Below are 18,928 nucleotides of genomic sequence, written 5' to 3' on the forward strand. Positions count from 1 at the left end.
GCCCTGCGACGCTTGAGAAGGTTCCCCCGCCACCTGGTGAGGATGGCGGGGGTGCGGTCCGGTGACCTCAGTACTTGCGGTTGGGCAGCTCGGCCTTCGCCTGCTCCTGGGTGAACGTCGTCTCCTCCGTCACCACACGCGGGGGCACCTGCTCGCCGTTGACGACCTTCTTGGCGAGCTCCATCAGCTGCGGGCCGAGGAGAGGGTTGCACTCGACGATGAAGTTGATCTTTCCGTCGGCGAGCGCCTGCATGCCGTCGCGCACCGCGTCGACCGTGATGAGCTTGATGTCGACACCGGGCTTCTTGCCTGCCGCCTCGATGGCCTCGATGGCACCCAGACCCATGTCGTCGTTGTGGGCGTAGACCACGTCGATCTTCGGGTTGGACTTGAGGAAGGCCTCCATGACCTGCTTGCCGCCGGATCGGGTGAAGTCGCCGGTCTGGGAGGCGATGACCTTGATCTGCGGGGCGGCCTTGATCGCCTCGGCGAAGCCCTCCTGACGGTCGATGGCGGGCGCGGCGCCCGTGGTGCCCTGGAGCTCGACGACGTTGACCTCGCTCTTGCCCTGGGAGTCCTTGACCAGCCACTCACCGGCCTTCTTGCCCTCCTCCACGAAGTCCGACCCGAGGAAGGTCTTGTAGAGCGAGGTGTCGTCGGAGTCCACCGCGCGGTCTGTCAGGATCACCGGAACGTTGGCGCGCTTGGCCTCCAGCAGCACGGCGTCCCAACCTGTCTCGACCACCGGGCTGAAGGCGATGACGTCGACCTTCTGCTGGATGTAGCTACGGATCGCCTTGATCTGGTTCTCCTGCTTCTGCTGGGCGTCGGAGAACTTGAGCGTGATTCCGGCTTCCTTGGCCGACTCCTGGATCGACTTGGTGTTGGCGGTGCGCCAGCCGGACTCGGCACCGACCTGGGCGAAGCCCATGGTGATGCCGCCGTCGGCGCCACCGCCGGACGCGGACGAGTCGCCACCGCACGCGGTGAGGCCGGCGACGAGCGCCAGGCTCGCGGCGACTGCGAGGAACTTCTTCGACATTGGACTTTCCTCCAAGTTTGCTGACGCCTCCGTGGGCCCTCTCGTGCGACCGGCCTGGGCTCCGCGCCGGGCAGCACCGCCCTGGCGGAGAAGTGTGAGCGTTAACATCAAGCGCTGTCAACCCCCGATGTCGTTCCTGTCAACGCCAGATTTCGTTGCAGGTCGCAGTATTGACACCCCCGGATGGGCTGCGTATGTTAGCGCTCACTTCCCCGCCTGTTAACGCTCACTTCCCGGTATGAGCGCCCCTCGTGGCGCGGTTGCCTCGACAACACCCGGTTGCATGACCCGTCCAGACGCCCGGCCCCGGCCGCGCCGACATGAGGAAGCCCGGCGATGTCTCTTTCCCTCTCCCGCCCGGCTGCGCGCCCCCCGCGACGCCGCACCCACCCACTGCTTGCCGCCCTGACAGCTCTGGCCACCACCCTCGTCGGTGTCGTGGCCCTGGCCCCACGCGCCGAGGCGGCCACGCTCGACGACGGTCTGGTCCTGCGCTACGACCTCACCCAGACCAGCGGCACCACCGTCACCGACAGCTCGGGCCAGGGCCGCACCGCCACGCTGAGTGGCGACGCGACCTGGCACGGCGCGGACGGCCTGCGCCTCGGCGGCACCAGCGGCCACGTCCGGCTGCCCGACAACGTCCTGCGGAACCTCACCGACATCACCGTCTCGGTGCAGGTCAACGTGGCGACCGACCAGGCGACGCCGTACTTCATCTGGGGCCTCGGGAACACCGGCTCCGGCGGCGTCGGCAACGGCTACCTGTTCACCACGGGCAACGCCTTCCGCGCCTCCATCGCCAGCGGCAACTGGTCGACGGAGCAGACCGTCACCACGGGCCGCAACCTCAGCCGCGGCAGCTGGCGCACCATCACCTACACCCTCGGCGGCGACACCGCGGTGCTCTACGAGGACGGCGTCGAGGTGGCCCGCAAGACCGGCATCACGCTCGCGCCAGGGTCGATCGGTGGCGGTACCACCACCGCCAACTACCTCGGCCGCTCCGTCTACACCGCCGACAAGTACCTCAAGGGGCAGGTCCGTGACTTTCGCATCTACAGCCGGGCCCTGAGCGCCGCCGAAGCGCACGCGCTCGGTGAGCAGACCGCCTCGGGGCGGGCCGCCGCCGACGCGGCCGCCCTCGACCTGGGCGACACCTCCGCGGTGACCGAGAACCTCAGCCTGCCCACCCAGGGTGCCGGGGGCTCCACGGTCACCTGGTCCTCCAGCAACCCAGCGGTGGTGTCCGACACCGGCGTGGTCACCCGTCCCGCGCCGGGCTCCGGCAACGCCGGCGTGACGCTGACCGCCACCGTCACCTACGCCGGCTACCGCGTCACCCGAGACTTCCTCCTCACCGTCGTCGAGGACATCACCGACGAGGAGAAGGTCGACAACGCCCTCGCGGCCATCGTCATCCACGGCCAGCACACGGTCCGCGGCAACATCACGCTGCCCACCCGGGGAGCCCGCGACGTCACGCTGGCGTGGACCGCGAAGGACCCCTCCGTCGTGACCAGCACGGGCGAGGTGAGCCGCCCGCCGTACGGGTCCGAGGCCGTCAAGGCCCGCCTCAGCGTACGCGCGAGCACGGGAGCGGCCAGTGCGGTGCGCAACTTCACCCTGACCGTCCTCCCGCTGCCCAAGAAGGAGCCGCTCGAGGGCTACGCCTTCGCCTACTTCACCGGCGAGGGCACCGCCGACGGCGAACAGATCTACTTCGCGGCGAGCCGCGGGAACGACCCGCTCCGATACGACGAACTCAACGGCGGCCGCCCGGTCCTCACCTCCAGCAAGGGCGACGAGGGCGTACGCGACCCGTTCATCATCCGCAGCCCGGAGGGCGACACGTTCTACCTCATCGCCACCGACCTCAAGATCCACGGCAACGGGGACTGGGACGCGAGCCAGCGCACCGGTAGCAAGTACATCGAGGTCTGGGAGTCAACCGACCTGGTGAACTGGTCGCAGCAGCGGCACGTGCGCGTCTCCCCCGACACGGCGGGGAACACCTGGGCCCCCGAGGCCTACTACGACGACACCATCGGCGCCTACGTCGTGTTCTGGGCCTCCAAGCTCTACGCGCCGGAGGACACCGCCCACACCGGCAACACGTACAACCGGATGCTCTACGCCACGACCCGCGACTTCCGCACCTTCAGCGAGCCCAAGGTGTGGATCGACCCCGGTTACTCGGTGATCGACTCGACCGTCATCAAACACGACGGCAGCTACTACCGCTTCACCAAGGACGAGCGGAACAACACCTCCAGCACCCCGTGCAGCAAGTTCATCCTCGAGGAGAAGTCGACCCAGCTTCGCAGCACCAGCTGGGACTTCGTCCAGGACTGCATCGGCAAGGCGACCGCCACCTCCGAGGGCATCGCCCGCGGTGAGGGTCCGACGGTGTTCAAGAGCAACACCGAGGACAAGTGGTACCTGTTCGTCGACGAGTTCGGGGGGCGCGGCTACGTGCCGTTCGAGACCACCGACCTCGACGGCGGGCAGTTCACCATGTCGACCGGCTACGACCTGCCGGCCCACCCGCGGCACGGCACCATCCTGCCGGTCACCAAGGCCGAACTCGACCGCCTCCGCCAAGGCCCGGCACCGGCACCGGCGACCAGGAAGGGCGTCATCGCCGACTACCGGCTCGCCGGCGGCAGTGGCACGACGGTGGTCGACAGCTCCGGCAACGGCCGTGACGCCACCATCCGCGGCGGCGTCACCCGTGGCAGCGACGCGATGACGTTCCACGGCGACAACGGGTACGTCGACCTGCCCGACAACCTGCTGACCGGCCTCTCCGACGTCAGCGTCTCCGCCCAGGTCTGGGTCGACCCCGCGCAGTCCACCCCCTACTTCATCTGGGGTATGGGCAACACCACGGGCGGCGCCGGCAACGGCTACCTCTTCACGACCGGGAACTCCTACCGCACCGCCATCGCGAGCGGAACCTGGTCGACCGAGCTGAACACCGACGCCGGCCGCGACCTCGGCCGGGGCGGCTGGCACACCATCACCTACACCCTGTCGAACGGGGTGGCCCGCCTCTACGACAACGGCGTCGAGGTGGCCACCACCAGCGGCGTCACGACCAAGCCGGGCGAGCTCGGTGGGGGCATCACCACGGCCAACTACCTGGGCCGCTCCCTCTACTCCGCCGACCGCTACTTCAAGGGCAGGATGCGCAGCTTCACGCTGTGGAACCGTGGTCTGCCGGCCCGGGAGGTGCTCTCCCTCCCGGGCAACGAGACCGCCATCGGCTCGGTCGAGCTGGACGCCCTCAAGGTCCCGGCCATCATCAACGGCGACACGAACAGCATCATCCTGCCCGTCGCTCCGGGCACCGACGTGACCGCGCTCGCACCCGTCCTCCACCTCGGCGACGACGCCCGCCTCACCCCCGGCAACGGCTCCACGCAGGACTTCACGAAGCCCGTCACCTACACGGTCACCGGCGCGGACGGCAGCAGCCGCGCCTGGTCCGTCACGGCGGTCGTCATGAACAGCCCCGTCCTGCCCGGCCACAACGCCGACCCCAACATCGTGCGCTTCGGGGACACCTACTACATCTACGCCACCACCGACGGCTACCCGGGCTGGTCCAGCACCACCTTCAAGACCTGGTCGAGCACGGACCTGGTCCACTGGACGGAACACCCCACCATCCTCGATCTCGGCCCGGACGTGTCGTGGGCCGACGGGCGGGCCTGGGCGCCGGCCGCGATCGAGAAGAACGGCAAGTACTACTTCTACTTCAGCGCCGACGCCAAGATCGGGGTAGCCGTGGCCGACTCCCCCACCGGCCCGTTCGTCGACGCGCTCGGCAAGCCGCTCGTCGCCGCGAACCCCGACGGGGGCCAGGCGATCGACCCGGCGGTCTTCACCGACGACGACGGCCGCAGCTACCTCTACTGGGGCAACGGCAACGCCTACGTCGTGCCGCTCAACCCCGACATGACGTCGTTCGACCCCACGAAGGTCAAGCGGATCACGGGGCTGACCGGCTTCCGCGAAGGTCTCTTCATGGCCAAGCGCGGCAGCACGTACCACCTCAGCTGGTCCATCGACGACACCCGCAGCGAGAACTACCGCGTCGGCTACGCCACCGCGACGAGCCCCATGGCGGATGGGCTCGTCAACCGCGGCGTGATCCTGAGCAAGGACGTCGCGCTCGGCATCCTCGGCACCGGGCATCACAGCATGGTTCAGGTGCCGGGCACTGACGACTGGTACATCGCCTACCACCGCTTCGCCATCCCCGGCGGGGACGGCACGCACCGCGAGGTCACCATCGACCGCCTGCGCTTCAACGCCGACGGGACCATCGCCACCGTCGTGCCGACGCTGGGGAGCGTCCCGCCGCTGGCGCGCTGACTCCGGGGCGGACGGTCACGACGACCCCCCGTGACCGTCCGCCCTCCTCGTACCCACCACCGCATCACCCATGACAGGGAGGCATCACCATGCGCACCCACCGCCTCGTCGCGGGCCTGGCCAGCGGACTCGTCGGCACGGCGCTGCTCACCGGCGCCCCCGCTCGCGGTGCCGAGGCACCCGCGGCGCTCGATTACACGATCAGTGTCGACGCCGAACGCGCCGGTCCCCGCATCGACCCCGCCATGTACGGACTCTTCTTCGAGGACATCAACCGGGCCGCCGACGGCGGGCTCTACGCCGAGCTGGTCCAGAACCGCTCCTTCGAGTACCTTCCGGTCGACAACCGCGCCTACACCGGGCTCACCTCGTGGACCGCCGTCTCCACCGCTGGCGGCAGCGGCACTGTCGCCGCCGTCAACGACGACGCCCGGATGAACGAGCGCAACCGGACCTACCTCAAGGTGACGCTCACCAACGCCGACGCCGGCACCTACGGCGTGCTGAACTCCGGCTACAACACCGGCATCCCGCTCGAGGCCGGCAAGTCGTACGACTTCTCGGTCTGGGCCCGCACCGACGCCGCGGGCGGCACTCCCCTCACCATCACTCTCCGCAACCAGGCCGGTACGACCAGCTACGCCCCACCGGTCCAGCTGACGGTCCACGGCGACACCTGGCGCAAGTACACCGGCACGTTCCAGGCCACCGGCACGACCGACGCCGCCCGTCTCGCCGTGGAGGCTGCGGGCAGCGGCACCCTGCGCCTCGACATGGTCTCGCTCTTCCCCCGTGACACCTTCAAGGGCCGGCCCAACGGCCTGCGCAAGGACCTCGCCGAGAAGATCGCCGCCCTCCGCCCGGGCTTCCTGCGCTTCCCCGGCGGGTGCATCGTCAACACCGGCAGCATGTACGGCTACGACGCGGCCAGCGGGTACCAGCGCGCTCGCGCCTACCAGTGGAAGGACACGATCGGGCCGGTCGAGGAGCGGGCGACCAACGCCAACTTCTGGGGCTACAACCAGTCCTACGGCCTCGGCTACTACGAGTACCTGCAGTTCTCGGAGGACATCGGGGCCAAGCCGGTGCCCGTCGTGCCGGCGCTCGTCACCGGCTGCGGCCAGAACCGGGCCGTCGACGACGACGCGCTGCTGCAACGGCACATCCAGGACGCCCTCGACCTCATCGAGTTCGCCAACGGCCCGGTGACCTCGACCTGGGGTGCCGAGCGTGCGGCGATGGGCCACCCCGAGCCGTTCGGCGTCGACCGCATCCAGGTCGGCAACGAGGAGAACCTGCCCGACGCGTTCATGGCACGGTTCCTGCGGTTCCGTGACGCCATCAAGGCGAAGTACCCGGACATCACCGTCATCAGCAACTCCGGGCCGGACGACGCGGGGACGACGTTCGACCGGGCGTGGGAACTCAACCGCGCCAACGGCGTGGAGATGGTCGACGAGCACTACTACAACGACCCGAGCTGGTTCCTCCAGAACAACAAGCGGTACGACAGCTACGACCGCTCCGGCGCCAAGGTCTGGCTGGGCGAGTACGCGTCGTGGGACAACAAGCTCGCCAACGCGCTCGCCGAGGGCGCGTACATGACCGGCCTGGAGCGCAACGCCGACGTCGTGACGATGGCGTCCTACGCTCCCCTGCTCGCCAACATCGACTACGTCCAGTGGAAGCCGGACATGATCTGGTTCGACAACGACCAGTCGTGGGGCTCGGCCAACTACGAGGTCCAGAAGCTGTTCATGACCAACGTCGGTGACGAGGTCGTGCCGAGTACCGCCACGGGGGCCGTGCGGACCGCCCAGCCCGTCACCGGCGCGGTCGGGCTCTCCACCTGGCGGACCGCCGCCAGGTACGACGACGTCGTGGTCACCTCCGCAGACGGCGCGCAGCTGTTCGGTGACGACTTCTCGAACGGCGCCGACCAGTGGACGCCGCTCGCGGGCCGCGGCGCCTGGTCGGTGGTGGACGGCGCCTACGTCCAGTCCGACACCACGGCCGAGAACACCATGGTCGCGGCCGGAGACGAGGGCTGGCACGACTACGACCTCAGCGTCAAGGCGACCAAGCTCTCGGGCGCCGAGGGTTTCCTCGTCGGCTTCGGGGTCAAGGACTCCGGCACCTACTACTGGTGGAACCTCGGCGGCTGGAACAACACCCAGGGCGCGGTGGAGAAGGCCGTCAACGGCGCCAAGACCACGCTGATCGCCAAGCCCAACAGTATCGAGACCGGCCGCACCTACGACATCAAGATCCAGATCCGCGGCACGAAGGTCACCCTGCTGCTCGACGGCCAGGTGTGGGGCAGCTTCGACGACAACGCGGTCACCGAGCCCTTCGCCCAGGTCGTCACCCGCGACGTCGCCGCGAAGCAGCTCATCATCAAGGTCGTCAACGCCCAGGACGCCCCGGCCCGCACCACGATCAACCTCGGTGCCGGCGTACGTGTCATGGGCAAGGCGCAGATGACGGTCATCAGTGGTGACCCGCAGGAGCTCAACACCCGGACGGCGCAGCCGATCAAGCCGGTGACAAGCACGATCAAGGGCGTCGCGCCCACCTTCACCCGCACCTTCGAGCCCAACTCGGTGACCTTCATCCGAGTCCAGACCAGGTAGGAGCGCCACCGATGAGCAACCACCTCACCCGACGCACTCTCCTGCGCGGCGGCCTCGGCGCGGCCGCGACCGGGCTGGTGCTGCCCGCCGTCCAGGGGGCGCACCCGGCGTACGCCGTGGCGCCCTCGCCCGCCCCCACGGACGCCGAGGTCTACGGCGCCCCCACCACCAGCCCTCTGGTGTGGCAGCGGGCCGACCCGTTCGTCACGCCCCGGACCGACGGCCGTTACTACTTCACGGCCTCGGTGCCGGAGTACGACCGGCTCATCGTGCGGGCCTCACCGACCATCGAGGGCCTGGGCAGTGCCGCGGAGACGGTCGTGTGGCGCCGGCCGAGCAGCGGGAGGATGGGCGGCCACATCTGGGCACCGGAGCTGCACCGGATCGACGGCCGCTGGTACATCTACTTCGCCGCGGGCGACTCCGACAACGTCTTCCGCATCCGGATGTACGTCATGGAGTCCATCGCCGCCGACCCGCGTGACGTCAGCGGCTGGTCGTCGCCGCGCCAGATCGTCACGCCGTGGGACAGCTTCGCGCTCGACGCCACGACGTTCGAGCACGACGGGCAGCGCTATCTCGTGTGGGCGCAGAGCGAGCCGGAGATCAACGTCAACAGCAGCCTCTACATCGCCCGGATGACCTCGCCGTTCACCATCACCGGCACGCCGGCGCGGATCGCGACGCCGACCAAATCGTGGGAGGTGCAGGGGTACCGCGTCAACGAGGGCGCGGCGGTGATCAAGCGCAACGGCCGGATCTTCACGACCTTCTCGGCCAGCGCCACCGACGCCCGCTACTGCATGGGTCTGCTCACCGCGGACGCGCGCGCCAACCTGCTCGACCCGGCGAGCTGGAGCAAGAGCCCGGACCCGGTGTTCACGACCAACGAGCAGACCCGCCAGTACGGCCCGGGTCACAACAGCTTCACCGTGGCCGAGGACGGCGAGACGGACGTGCTCGTCTACCACGCGCGCGACTACCGGGACATCGTGGGCGACCCGCTCTACGACCCCAACCGGCACGCCCGCGCGCAGCGCCTCTACTGGCACGAGGACGGCACCCCCCTGTTCGGTGTGCCGGTCGGCAAGGGCGGGCCCGTCGTGCGGCTGTCGCCGGCGGACGCCTCGTCCGCGTTCGTGCGCCACTACGCCTACGTGCTGCGGGTCGACCCGAGCGTGCGTGAGCTCGCCGACTCCCAGTTCCGATTCGCGCCAGGGCTCGCCGGCGAGGGCACCGTCTCGATCCAGTCGGTGAACTTCCCGGATCGCTATTGGCGGGTGGCCGGCACGGGTCTGCGGATCGACCCGGTCGAGGACGGAAGCGCGTACGCCGCGCAGGCCAGTTTCCGCAGAGTGCCGGGCCTGGCGAACAGTAACGGGATCTCCCTGGAGCTGTCGGACCGGCCCGGTGTGTACGTCCGCCACGACAAAGGCAGCCTCACCGTCGGCAAACCGTCCGGCGCGAAGTCGACGTTCTGGCTGAGCTGAGGGAGACATCGTGAGCACTCCTGAACTGGACCGGCGCGGGTTCCTCCGCGCCGCGGGGCTGGTCGGCGCCCTGCCGCTGCTGTCCCCGCTCGCCGGGACCACGGCGGCCTCGGCAGTCGCGACCGCCGCGACCTCGGGCACCGCCCTCCCCGCCCCCGCCGCGTGGCGGCTGCGCCCGTTCGCCCTCGCCGACGTCTCCCTCGGGCCCGGCGTCTTCGCCGACAAGCGTGACCTGATGCTCGACTACGCGCGGGGCTACGACGTCAACCGGCTGCTCCAGGTGTTCCGCGCCAACGCGGGACTGCCCACGCTCGGCGCGGTGGCGCCCGGCGGCTGGGAGGGTCTGGACGGCGAGGCCAACGGCAACCTGCGCGGGCACTACACCGGGCATTTCCTGTCCATGCTCAGCCAGGCGTACGCCAGCACCGGTGAGCAGGTCTACGCCGACAAGATCTCCACCATGGTCGGCGCCCTCGTGGAGTGCCGGCAGGCGCTCAACCAGCCGCCGTCGGTGCGGAGCGTGCCGGGGCGGTTCGGGACGGCGGTCGAGAGCCAGCGCGGGTCCTACCAGTTCGCGCAGCTGCCGACGACGGTTCTCGGAACAGCGGTGCAGCTGACCTTCGCCGCCTGGGTGAAGCCCGGCCACGACGCGGCATGGGCGCGGATCTTCGACTTCGGCAACGACACGACGCGGTACATGTACCTGGCCGCGCGGAACCAGAACGGCGTGCCCCGGTTCGCGATCACGACCGGGGGCGGCGGCCGGGAGCAGGGCATCAACGCGAACGTCTCGCTGCCGGTCGGCGAGTGGAGCCATGTCGCGCTCACCCTGGCCGGCACGGTCGGCACCCTCTACGTCAACGGCGTCGTCGCCGGGCGCAACACCGCGATGACCCTCGGCCCGGCCCAGCTCGGGCAACTCGCGAGCTACTGGCTCGGCCGGTCGCTCTACCCGGACCCGGTCTACGCGGGTGCCTTCGACGATGTCAACCTCTGGTCCAGGGCCCTCACCGACATCGAGGTGGCCGCGCTGCGGACGCAGCCCGCGTACGCCGCGCCCGCCGGTCGGGGTGACCTTGCCTCCTATGACCTGGACGAGACCGGCGGGCAGGTGCTGCACGACTGGTCGGGGCGTGCGCAGCACGCCAGCTGGCTGCGCACGTGGGGCGGGCCGAGCCATCCGGGGTTCCTCGCGGCGTACCCGGAGACGCAGTTCATCACCCTCGAGACCATGACCGCGCCCAACTACCTGGTCGTCTGGGCGCCCTACTACACCGCGCACAAGATCCTGCGCGGGCTGCTCGACGCCCACCTGGCCACCGGCGACGCGCGGGCGCTCGACCTGGCCGAGGGCATGTGCGACTGGATGTACGCGCGGCTGTCCAGGCTGCCCGCCGCGACCCTGCAGCGGATGTGGGGCATCTTCTCCAGCGGCGAGTACGGCGGCATCGTCGAGGCGATCTGCGACCTGCACGCGCTCACCGGCAAGGCCGAGTACGTCGCGCTGGCCAAGCTCTTCGACCTCAACCGGCTCATCGACAGCTGCGCCGGGGCGCAGGACATCCTCGACGGGTTGCACGCCAACCAGCACATCCCGATCCTCACCGGGCTGGTGCGGCTGCACGACGAGACCGGTGACGACCGCTACCTCGCCGCGGCCAAGGGCTTCTGGAACATGGTGGTCCCACCGCGGATGTACTCGATCGGCGGCACGAGCACCGGCGAGTTCTGGCGCGCGAGCGGCCGCATCGCGGGCACGATCAGCGACACCAACGCCGAGACCTGTTGTGCCTACAACATGCTCAAGCTGAGCCGGATGCTCTTCTTCCACGAGCAGAACCCCAAGTACATGGAGTACTACGAGCGGGCGCTCGTCAACCAGGTCCTCGGGTCCAAGCAGGACAAGGCCGACGCGGAGAAGCCGCTCGTGACGTACTTCATCGGGCTCACGCCCGGGCACGTGCGGGACTACACCCCGAAGCAGGGCACGACCTGCTGCGAGGGCACGGGGATGGAGAGCGCGACAAAGTACCAGGACTCCGTCTTCTTCGCTGCCGCGGACGGATCGGCGCTCTACCTCAACCTCTTCATCGCCAGCACCCTGCGGTGGGCCGCGAACGGTGTGACGGTGGAGCAGTCCACCACCTTCCCCGTCGAGCAGGGCACCCGGCTGACCATCCACGGCAACGCCACCTTCGACCTGATGGTGCGGGTGCCGTCGTGGGTCGGCCCGGACTTCGCCGTGACGGTCAACGGCAAAACGCTGAAGGTCGACGCCGTGCCGGGAACCTACCTGCGGGTCGCCCGGTCGTGGCGCAGCGGCGACGTGGTGACGGTGTCACTCCCCTTCACCCTGCGCACCGAGACCGCCCCGGACGACCGGTCGCTCCAGTCGCTCTGCTACGGCCCGGTCAACCTCGTGACGCGCGACGCCAGCCGCTCGTACCGGTCGTTCGGGCTCTACCGCAACGCCGCGCTCTCCGGGGACCTGCTGCCCAGCCTGACACCGGTCGAGGCCAGGCCGCTGCACTTCACCCTCGACGGCCACCAGGTCGCGCCGTTCTACGAAGGCACCGAGGACCCCACGCACGTCTACTTCCGCCGCTCCGAACCCACCGTGGTGTTCGGGGGCCGCAACTCGGGTGTCGCGAACCCGGTGCGGGCCAACGGCTCTTCCCTGCTCGACGAGCTGTGGTCGGGTGCGCCCTACGGCAGCAAGACGGAGCTACTGAAGACGCTGGACACCCTGACCAACTCCTGGGTGACCGACGGCCTGCTGTCGGCCGGTGACCGCAGCGCTGTCCTCGCCGCAGCCAAGGGCGCGACCTTCGTGGCCTGAACGCCCTCTGCCGGCACGCCGGCGCCGGGCCTGTGCCGGGCGGTTCGCTGGTAACGACGCGCAGGCGGGCGGGTGCCGCCGGCACCCGCCCGCCGCGCGTGGCACCGTCAGCGGAGCAGGAACGTCTGCGTCTGCGGGTTGAGCGTCGGCAGGTGGCGGGCGCCGGCCGTCTGCCGGGTGCCGAGTCGCAGCACGTCCACCCCTCGGGAGATGTCGTTGGCGATGATCAGGCCGTTGTACCAGTAGGTGGACCACTGGTTGGAGCGCATGTCGTAGTGGGCGATCTCTCTCGGGTCGGCCGGATCGGTCAGGTCGACCACCGAGGTGCCCGAGCCGTACGCCGAGGAGACCAGGATGTTGCGCCCCGCCACCGGCACGTAGTTGAAGTTGTGGTAGGTGCTCGGTTCGTCGCGCGGGATACGCAGGTGGCTCAGCGGCGTGGACGGGTTGTCGACGGCGTACGTCCAGATCGCCCCGAAGGGTTCCTGCGGGGCGCCGAAGTACTCGTCGCCGAAGGTCACGTGCTTTCCGTCGTGGGTGAACGCGGCACTGTGCCAGATGTCCACGTCAGGCGTGTCGATGTCGGCGGTGAGCCGGGGAGCCAACGGGTCGCTGATGTCCCACAGCTGTCCCTGTGACAGGCACGCTGCCGCGGCGAGGTTCCGGGGGGTGAGCACCTGGATGTCGTGGCAGGCGAAGAAGGCACCGGACGCCCCCGGGAAGAGGTCCACTCCCCTGATCGCCGGTTCGGCGGCCACCCTCGCGGCGAGGCCGGCGGCACGGTCGCTGCCCGGCACGTCGATCACCGAGATCCGCTCGAAGGGAGCCCGACAGTCAGGCCCGATGTTGCTCGCGCTCAGCGGGTACGACGCGACATAGATGTAGGTGCCACCGTCCTCCCTGGGTACCAGGGTGTGGGTGTGCGACCCGCAGTCCGTGCGGATGGCCTGAAGGAACCGGGGTGCCGTCGGGTCGCTGACGTCGAAGACGCGTACGCCCTCCCACGCGCCCGGGGTCGTCGCGGTGACGTTGCGCGACCCTTCGCAGCCGGGCGTGCTCTGCGGCGTGTCCACGGAGAGGAACAGCAGGTCACCCCAGACCGAGACGTCACCCTGCGGGCCGTTGCAGTGCACGTCGGCCAACTCGACCGGCTCACCCGGCTCCGAGATGTCGATGATCCGGAAGCCGCCGTAGTGGCCGGCGAAGACGAGGTCGCTGGCGAAGGCCAGATCGGTGTTGACGCCGCCGGTGTGGCTCGCGGTGGCGAGCAGGTGCATGTTCTTGCTGTATCCGTCGGCCGGGCTGCTCGGCGGGGGCGGTGGGACGGACCCGTCGTCCCACGGCTCGTGCGCGTGGGCGGGAGATGACATCACGGCGAGCAGCATCGCCGCGCCCGTGACGGCGAGTGATCTGATTCGGGATGGTCTACGCACGGCGCCCCCTCACGTCGGACGTGTCGCCTCGTGGCGCGATCACGACAGTGAATGTCACACTGCCAAACACCTTCAGCTGTTGCCAGCCCCTGGGGCGAAAGAACCTGAGCCCGCGCTGGTGCCCCTGCTCTCGGATACCCCGGCGGCCCATGGGAGCAGTCGCCCCGGCGGCGATGCCGGGACGACGGTTACCGAGAAGGCCCCCGGCTGAGCCTGGCGGGTGTGCGGGGATCCGGCCGAGCGGCCGGATACCGTACCCGACGGCGTGGTCGCCCCGCGCCGGGCCGTCGAGCGGTGGGAGGATCGGATGCGTCTGCACGTGGGGTGCGCGATGTGGACGCACAAGTCCTGGCAGGGGCGCTTCCTCGCGCATCCGCTGCCGGGTGGTGAGCGGCTGCGCGCCTACGCCGGTTGGTGCACCGCGGTCGAGGGCAACACCACTTTCTACGCGACCCCGGCCGGGGAGACGGTGGCGTCGTGGGCCCGGCAGACCAACCCCGAGTTCCGGTTCGTGCTCAAGCTGCCGAAGGTCGTCACGCACGAACGCCGGCTCACCGGCGCCGACGAGGAGCTACGGGTCTTCCTGAACGCGATCGAACCTCTCGGCCCACGAGCCCATGCCCTCTGGATCCAGTTGCCGGGCTCGTTCGGCCCCGCCGACGTACCCGCGCTCGCCCGCTTCCTGCGCGGGCTGCCCACCTCCCACCGGTACGCCGTGGAGGTCCGCCACCCCGCGTTCTTCAGCGACCCGCAGGCGGTGCGGATGTTGGAGGAGACGCTCGTCACGGTCGGCGCGGAGTGGATCCCCTTCGACACCACCGCGTTCTTCCGCACCCCACCGACCAGCGACGCGGAACGGGAGGCGTGGACCAGGAAGCCGCGTACGCCGCCGCGCACCCGCGCACTGACCGACCGGCCGATCGTCCGATACCTCGGCCGGGACGACCCCGCGCGGACGGTCGAGGGCTGGCAACCGTGGCTCGACGTGGTGACCGGCTGGCTGCGCGAGGGCCGCTCGCCGACAGTGTTCGTGCACACTCCGGACAACGCCGACGCGCCCGACCTCGCCCGCAGGTTCCACGGCGAGGTCCGGGCCCGCCTGCCCGAGGTGGTGCCGCTGCCCGAGCCGGCGCCGGTCGGACCGTCGACGCTGTTCTGACCGGGCGCGAGCCGTCGCCGCTGAGGCCCACCCTGCGCAGCCTCGGGAAGCATCACCAGATGCCGCGTGAAGCCGACCTGGCCGACGAGCTGCGCCAACCTCAGGGCTCCCGCTTCCACCCGGCACGCCACGGGTCTCGTGACCTCGGCGTTCGTCGGGTGCTCTGACAGCCGGAGGCAACCAGCTCCTCCCCGTCTCGCGGCGCGCCACTGGATTCTTGATGCAGTCAAGAACAAAGTGGCGCATACTGCGCATCGTGGCCACGACCTCGAAGTTCGAGCGCATGCTGCGCGGGGCCGCGCTCCGCGTGACCCGCCCGCGGCTGGCCGTGCTGACCGCGGTGCACGCGCATCCGCACGCCGACACCGTCTCGATCTTCGGTGCCGTACGTAGGGAGCTTCCCGGGGTGTCCCACCAGGCCGTGTACGACGTGCTGCGTGCGCTGACCGCCACGGGGCTGGTGCGGCGCATCCAGCCTTCCGGCTCAGTGGCTCGCTACGAGTCGCGGGTCGGGGACAACCACCACCACGTCGTGTGCCGGTCGTGCGGGGCCATTGCCGACGTCGACTGTGCCGTCGGCGAGACGCCCTGCCTGACCGCGTCCGACAACCAGGGCTTCTCCATCAACGAGGCCGAGGTCACCTACTGGGGGGTTTGCCTCGAGTGTGGCGTGGCACCAGCTACCAGTTGACAGAACGAGACATCGACAGGAGAAGACTGACGTGTCTGAGCGCGGCAGCGAGAGCGAGAACCCAGCAATCCCCTCCCCGACTCCGAAGCTGAGTCGGCCGAGGACGAACCAGGACTGGTGGCCGAATCAGCTGAACCTGCAGGTTCTCCATCAGCACTCATCCCGAGCCAACCCGATGGGCGAGGCTTTCAGCTACGCAGAAGAGTTCAAATCCCTCGACGTCGACGCACTCAAGCGGGACATCTTCGAGGTGATGACGACGTCGCAGGACTGGTGGCCGGCCGACTACGGCCACTACGGGCCGCTCTTCATCCGGATGAGCTGGCACGCCGCCGGCACGTACCGCATCGAAGACGGCCGCGGCGGTGGTGGCGATGGCGCTCAGCGCTTCGCCCCGCTCAACAGCTGGCCCGACAACGCGAACCTCGACAAGGCGCGCAGACTGCTCTGGCCGGTCAAGCAGAAGTACGGGCGGAAGATTTCCTGGGCCGACCTCCTGGTCTTCGCCGGCAACTGCGCCCTGGAGTCGATGGGGTTCAAAACGTTCGGCTTCGGCTTCGGGCGCGAAGACATCTGGGAGCCCGAGGAGATCTTCTGGGGGCCCGAGGACACCTGGCTCGGAGACGAGCGCTACAGCGGTGACAGGGAGCTCGCCGGTCCTCTCGGCGCCGTGCAGATGGGGCTGATCTACGTGAACCCGGAGGGGCCCAACGGCACTCCGGACCCGCTGGCTGCCGCCCGGGACATCCGCGAGACCTTCCGCCGGATGGCGATGAACGACGAGGAGACGGTCGCACTCATCGCCGGGGGTCACACGTTCGGCAAGACCCACGGTGCCGCCTCGGCCGACTACGTCGGCCCCGAGCCAGAGGGCTGCCCCGTCGAAGCGAACGGCCTCGGCTGGCGGAACACCTTCGGCAGCGGCAAAGGCAAGGACACGATCACCAGCGGGCTCGAGGGTGCGTGGACAGCCACCCCGATCACGTGGGACAACAGCTTCTTCGAGACCCTTTTCGGCTACGAGTGGGAACTCACCGAGAGCCCTGCCGGCGCGAAGCAGTGGAGGCCGAAGGACGGCGCCGGGGCGGACACCGTGCCCGACGCCCACGACCCCTCGGTCAGGCACGCCCCGATGATGGCGACGACCGACCTCGCGCTGCGCGCCGATCCGACCTACGAGCAAATCTCGCGGCGTTTCCTGGAGAACCCGGACCAGCTCGCGGACGCGTTCGCCAAAGCGTGGTACAAGCTGCTGCACCGCGACATGGGACCCGTCTCACGCTACCTCGGCCCGTGGGTCCCGGAGCCGCAGCTGTGGCAGGACCCCGTCCCGGCGATCGATCACGAGCTGATCGCGGACGAGGACATTGCCGCACTCAAGAGCAAGGCCCTCGCATCGGGACTGTCCGTCTCCCAGCTGGCCAGGACCGCGTGGGCGTCGGCGGCGAGCTTCCGCGGCACCGACATGCGTGGCGGGGCCAACGGGGCGCGGATCCGCCTCGAGCCGCAGAAGAACTGGGAGGTCAACGACCCGGCCGAGCTCGCCACGGTGCTACGCACGCTGGAGCAGATCCAACAGGAGTTCAACAACTCCCAGTCCGGTGGCAAGAGGGTCTCGCTTGCTGACCTGATCGTCCTGGGTGGGTGCGCGGCCGTCGAGCAGGCGGCCTGCAACGCCGGCCACGACGTCACGGTCCCGTTCTCACCGGGGCGCACGGACGCCGCCCAGGAGCAGACCGACGTGGAGTCGTTCGCCGCGCTCGAACCGAAGGCAGACGGATTCCGCAACTACCTGCGAGCCGGACAGAAGTTGTCGCCGGAGACCCTGCTGTTGGACCGGGCCAACCTGTTGACGCTGACCGCTCCCGAGATGACAGTCCTGCTCGGCGGCATGCGGGCTCTGAACGCCAACGCGGGGCACGCACGCCACGGCGTCTTCTCCGACCGGCCCGGGACGTTGACGAACGACTTCTTCGTGAACCTGCTCGACACCGGCACGGAGTGGAAGGCATCCACCTCGGCCGAGAACGTGTTCGAGGGTCGGGATCGCGCCACGGGCGAGGTCAAGTGGACCGCCACCGCCGTTGACCTCGTCTTCGGCTCGAACTCCCAGCTCCGAGCCATCGCCGAGGTCTACGCCAGCACCGACGGGCAGGAGAAGTTCGTCCAGGACTTCGTCGCCGCGTGGGGCAAGGTCATGAACCTGGACCGGTACGACCTCGCCTGATGCGGAGGGGCCCCGGATCACCGAGGACGTGACCGGGGCTCCTCCGTCCAAACCTCCCCCGCCTGGGCGCTGGCGGTGACGACCGCGGTCGTCACCGCCAGCATCCCGGCCACCGTGACGGAGGCGAGGAGTTCCTGTCTTACTCAGCCGATCTTGCCGGTACCGGCACCGGCCATCACGGTGGCCGGCACGTTGGTGGCGTTGTCCAGCGGATAGCCGTACGGGATCGAGTTCACCCCGGTGCCGGTGCTCTCCACCGGGCCGGACCCGACGAACAGGTTGTTGCGCTGGACCACGTTGCCCGGCGGGGAGTCGGCGTAGCCAACCGCGATCGGCCGCGGCACGTTCTCGAAGTAGTTGCCCTCCACGAGAACACCGGCTTCCACCGTGGACGCCACTCCGTAGATCTCGTTGTTGTCGTAGTAGTTGTTGAACACGTGCACGGGGTTGCCGTACCGCACCCGCGGGTTGCGCTCGGCGCTGCCGTCGAACCAGTTGTGGTGGTACGTCACCCGCAGGCGACCCCGATCGGAGGTGTTGTCGTCGTCGTGGCCCAGCAGCATGTTCTTGTCGTGCGTGGTGTGGTTCCACGACACCGTGATGTAGTCCGATCCGTGCTTGATGTCGACCGAGCCGTCCGCACCACCGCCGGCACCGGCGAACCGGTTGTGGTCGACCCAGATGTGGTGGGCCTGGCCCTCGACCTCGATCGCGTCACTGGTCCAACCCGTGAAGGCGAGGTTCCGGACGATGATGTTGTGGTAGCCGCTGCTGATGTTCAGCCCGCCACCGCGGAAGCCGGAGTTGGCACCCACCCCGATGATCGTCTTGTTGGAGTGGACGTCGTTCATCTCGTCCGGCATGGTGATCATGCCCTGTACCCGGATGACCAGGCGCTCGTTCGACTCCAGCAGGTCGACCAGGGTGGCCCCGTCGGTGACGGTGACCGCCCGGCCGCCGGCCCCGCCGGTGGTGCCACCGGCCATCGACGCCCAACCGATCGGCCCGTCGGCTGTCCCTTATACACATCT

Annotated in this window: 10 protein-coding genes; 7 read left to right on the plus strand and 3 right to left on the minus strand. The window is 69.3% G+C overall.

From position 1 onward, the window contains the following. Nucleotides 1-67 precede the first annotated feature (67 nt). Complete coding sequence (locus tag C1I99_RS01915; protein ID WP_111132409.1) at nucleotides 68-1,042, minus strand: ABC transporter substrate-binding protein; 975 nt, start codon at nucleotides 1,040-1,042, stop codon at nucleotides 68-70. Between the two features lie 336 nt (nucleotides 1,043-1,378). On the opposite strand from C1I99_RS01915, the gene C1I99_RS01920 reads away from it, so the two are divergent. From C1I99_RS01920 to C1I99_RS01935, 4 genes are all read left to right on the plus strand, one after another. Beyond that, a complete protein-coding gene (locus C1I99_RS01920; RefSeq protein ID WP_111132410.1) occupies nucleotides 1,379-5,425 on the plus strand; it encodes a family 43 glycosylhydrolase in 4,047 nt (1,348 codons plus the stop codon). A gap of 89 nt (nucleotides 5,426-5,514) precedes the next feature. Further along, a complete protein-coding gene (locus C1I99_RS01925; RefSeq protein ID WP_111132411.1) occupies nucleotides 5,515-8,058 on the plus strand; it encodes an alpha-L-arabinofuranosidase family protein in 2,544 nt (847 codons plus the stop codon). Nucleotides 8,059-8,069: 11 nt separating this feature from the next. Then, the gene (locus C1I99_RS01930; protein WP_111132412.1) at nucleotides 8,070-9,548 is read left to right on the plus strand and encodes a family 43 glycosylhydrolase; all 1,479 of its coding nucleotides are present in this window, start codon (nucleotides 8,070-8,072) and stop codon (nucleotides 9,546-9,548) included. Between the two features lie 10 nt (nucleotides 9,549-9,558). Next, on the plus strand, nucleotides 9,559-12,387 hold the full coding sequence (locus tag C1I99_RS01935; RefSeq protein WP_111132413.1) for a beta-L-arabinofuranosidase domain-containing protein: 2,829 nt from the start codon (nucleotides 9,559-9,561) through the stop codon (nucleotides 12,385-12,387). A gap of 107 nt (nucleotides 12,388-12,494) precedes the next feature. Here the strand turns inward: C1I99_RS01935 and C1I99_RS01940 are convergent, their stop codons facing one another. Further along, complete coding sequence (locus C1I99_RS01940; RefSeq protein WP_146603865.1) at nucleotides 12,495-13,820, minus strand: LVIVD repeat-containing protein; 1,326 nt, start codon at nucleotides 13,818-13,820, stop codon at nucleotides 12,495-12,497. 307 nt (nucleotides 13,821-14,127) lie between these two features. Between C1I99_RS01940 and C1I99_RS01945 the strand changes: the two genes are divergently transcribed. From C1I99_RS01945 to katG, 3 genes are all read left to right on the plus strand, one after another. Next, nucleotides 14,128-14,979 (plus strand): DUF72 domain-containing protein, encoded by an 852-nt coding sequence (locus C1I99_RS01945; protein WP_111132429.1) that lies wholly within the window; start codon nucleotides 14,128-14,130, stop codon nucleotides 14,977-14,979. Between the two features lie 283 nt (nucleotides 14,980-15,262). Next, on the plus strand, nucleotides 15,263-15,670 hold the full coding sequence (locus C1I99_RS01950) for a Fur family transcriptional regulator (protein ID WP_325049187.1): 408 nt from the start codon (nucleotides 15,263-15,265) through the stop codon (nucleotides 15,668-15,670). Further along, on the plus strand, nucleotides 15,645-17,897 hold the full coding sequence (katG, locus tag C1I99_RS01955; protein WP_325049186.1) for a catalase/peroxidase HPI: 2,253 nt from the start codon (nucleotides 15,645-15,647) through the stop codon (nucleotides 17,895-17,897). The genes C1I99_RS01950 and katG overlap by 26 nt, the downstream gene beginning before the upstream one ends. A gap of 143 nt (nucleotides 17,898-18,040) precedes the next feature. Here the strand turns inward: katG and C1I99_RS01960 are convergent, their stop codons facing one another. Continuing rightward, nucleotides 18,041-18,898, minus strand: a complete 858-nt coding sequence (locus C1I99_RS01960) for a pectate lyase family protein (protein ID WP_499877945.1) — start codon at nucleotides 18,896-18,898, stop codon at nucleotides 18,041-18,043. Nucleotides 18,899-18,928: the final 30 nt, after the last annotated feature.

This window comes from Micromonospora deserti (assembly GCF_003236335.1).
In the GTDB taxonomy this organism is placed as follows: Bacteria; Actinomycetota; Actinomycetes; order Mycobacteriales; family Micromonosporaceae; genus Micromonospora; species Micromonospora deserti.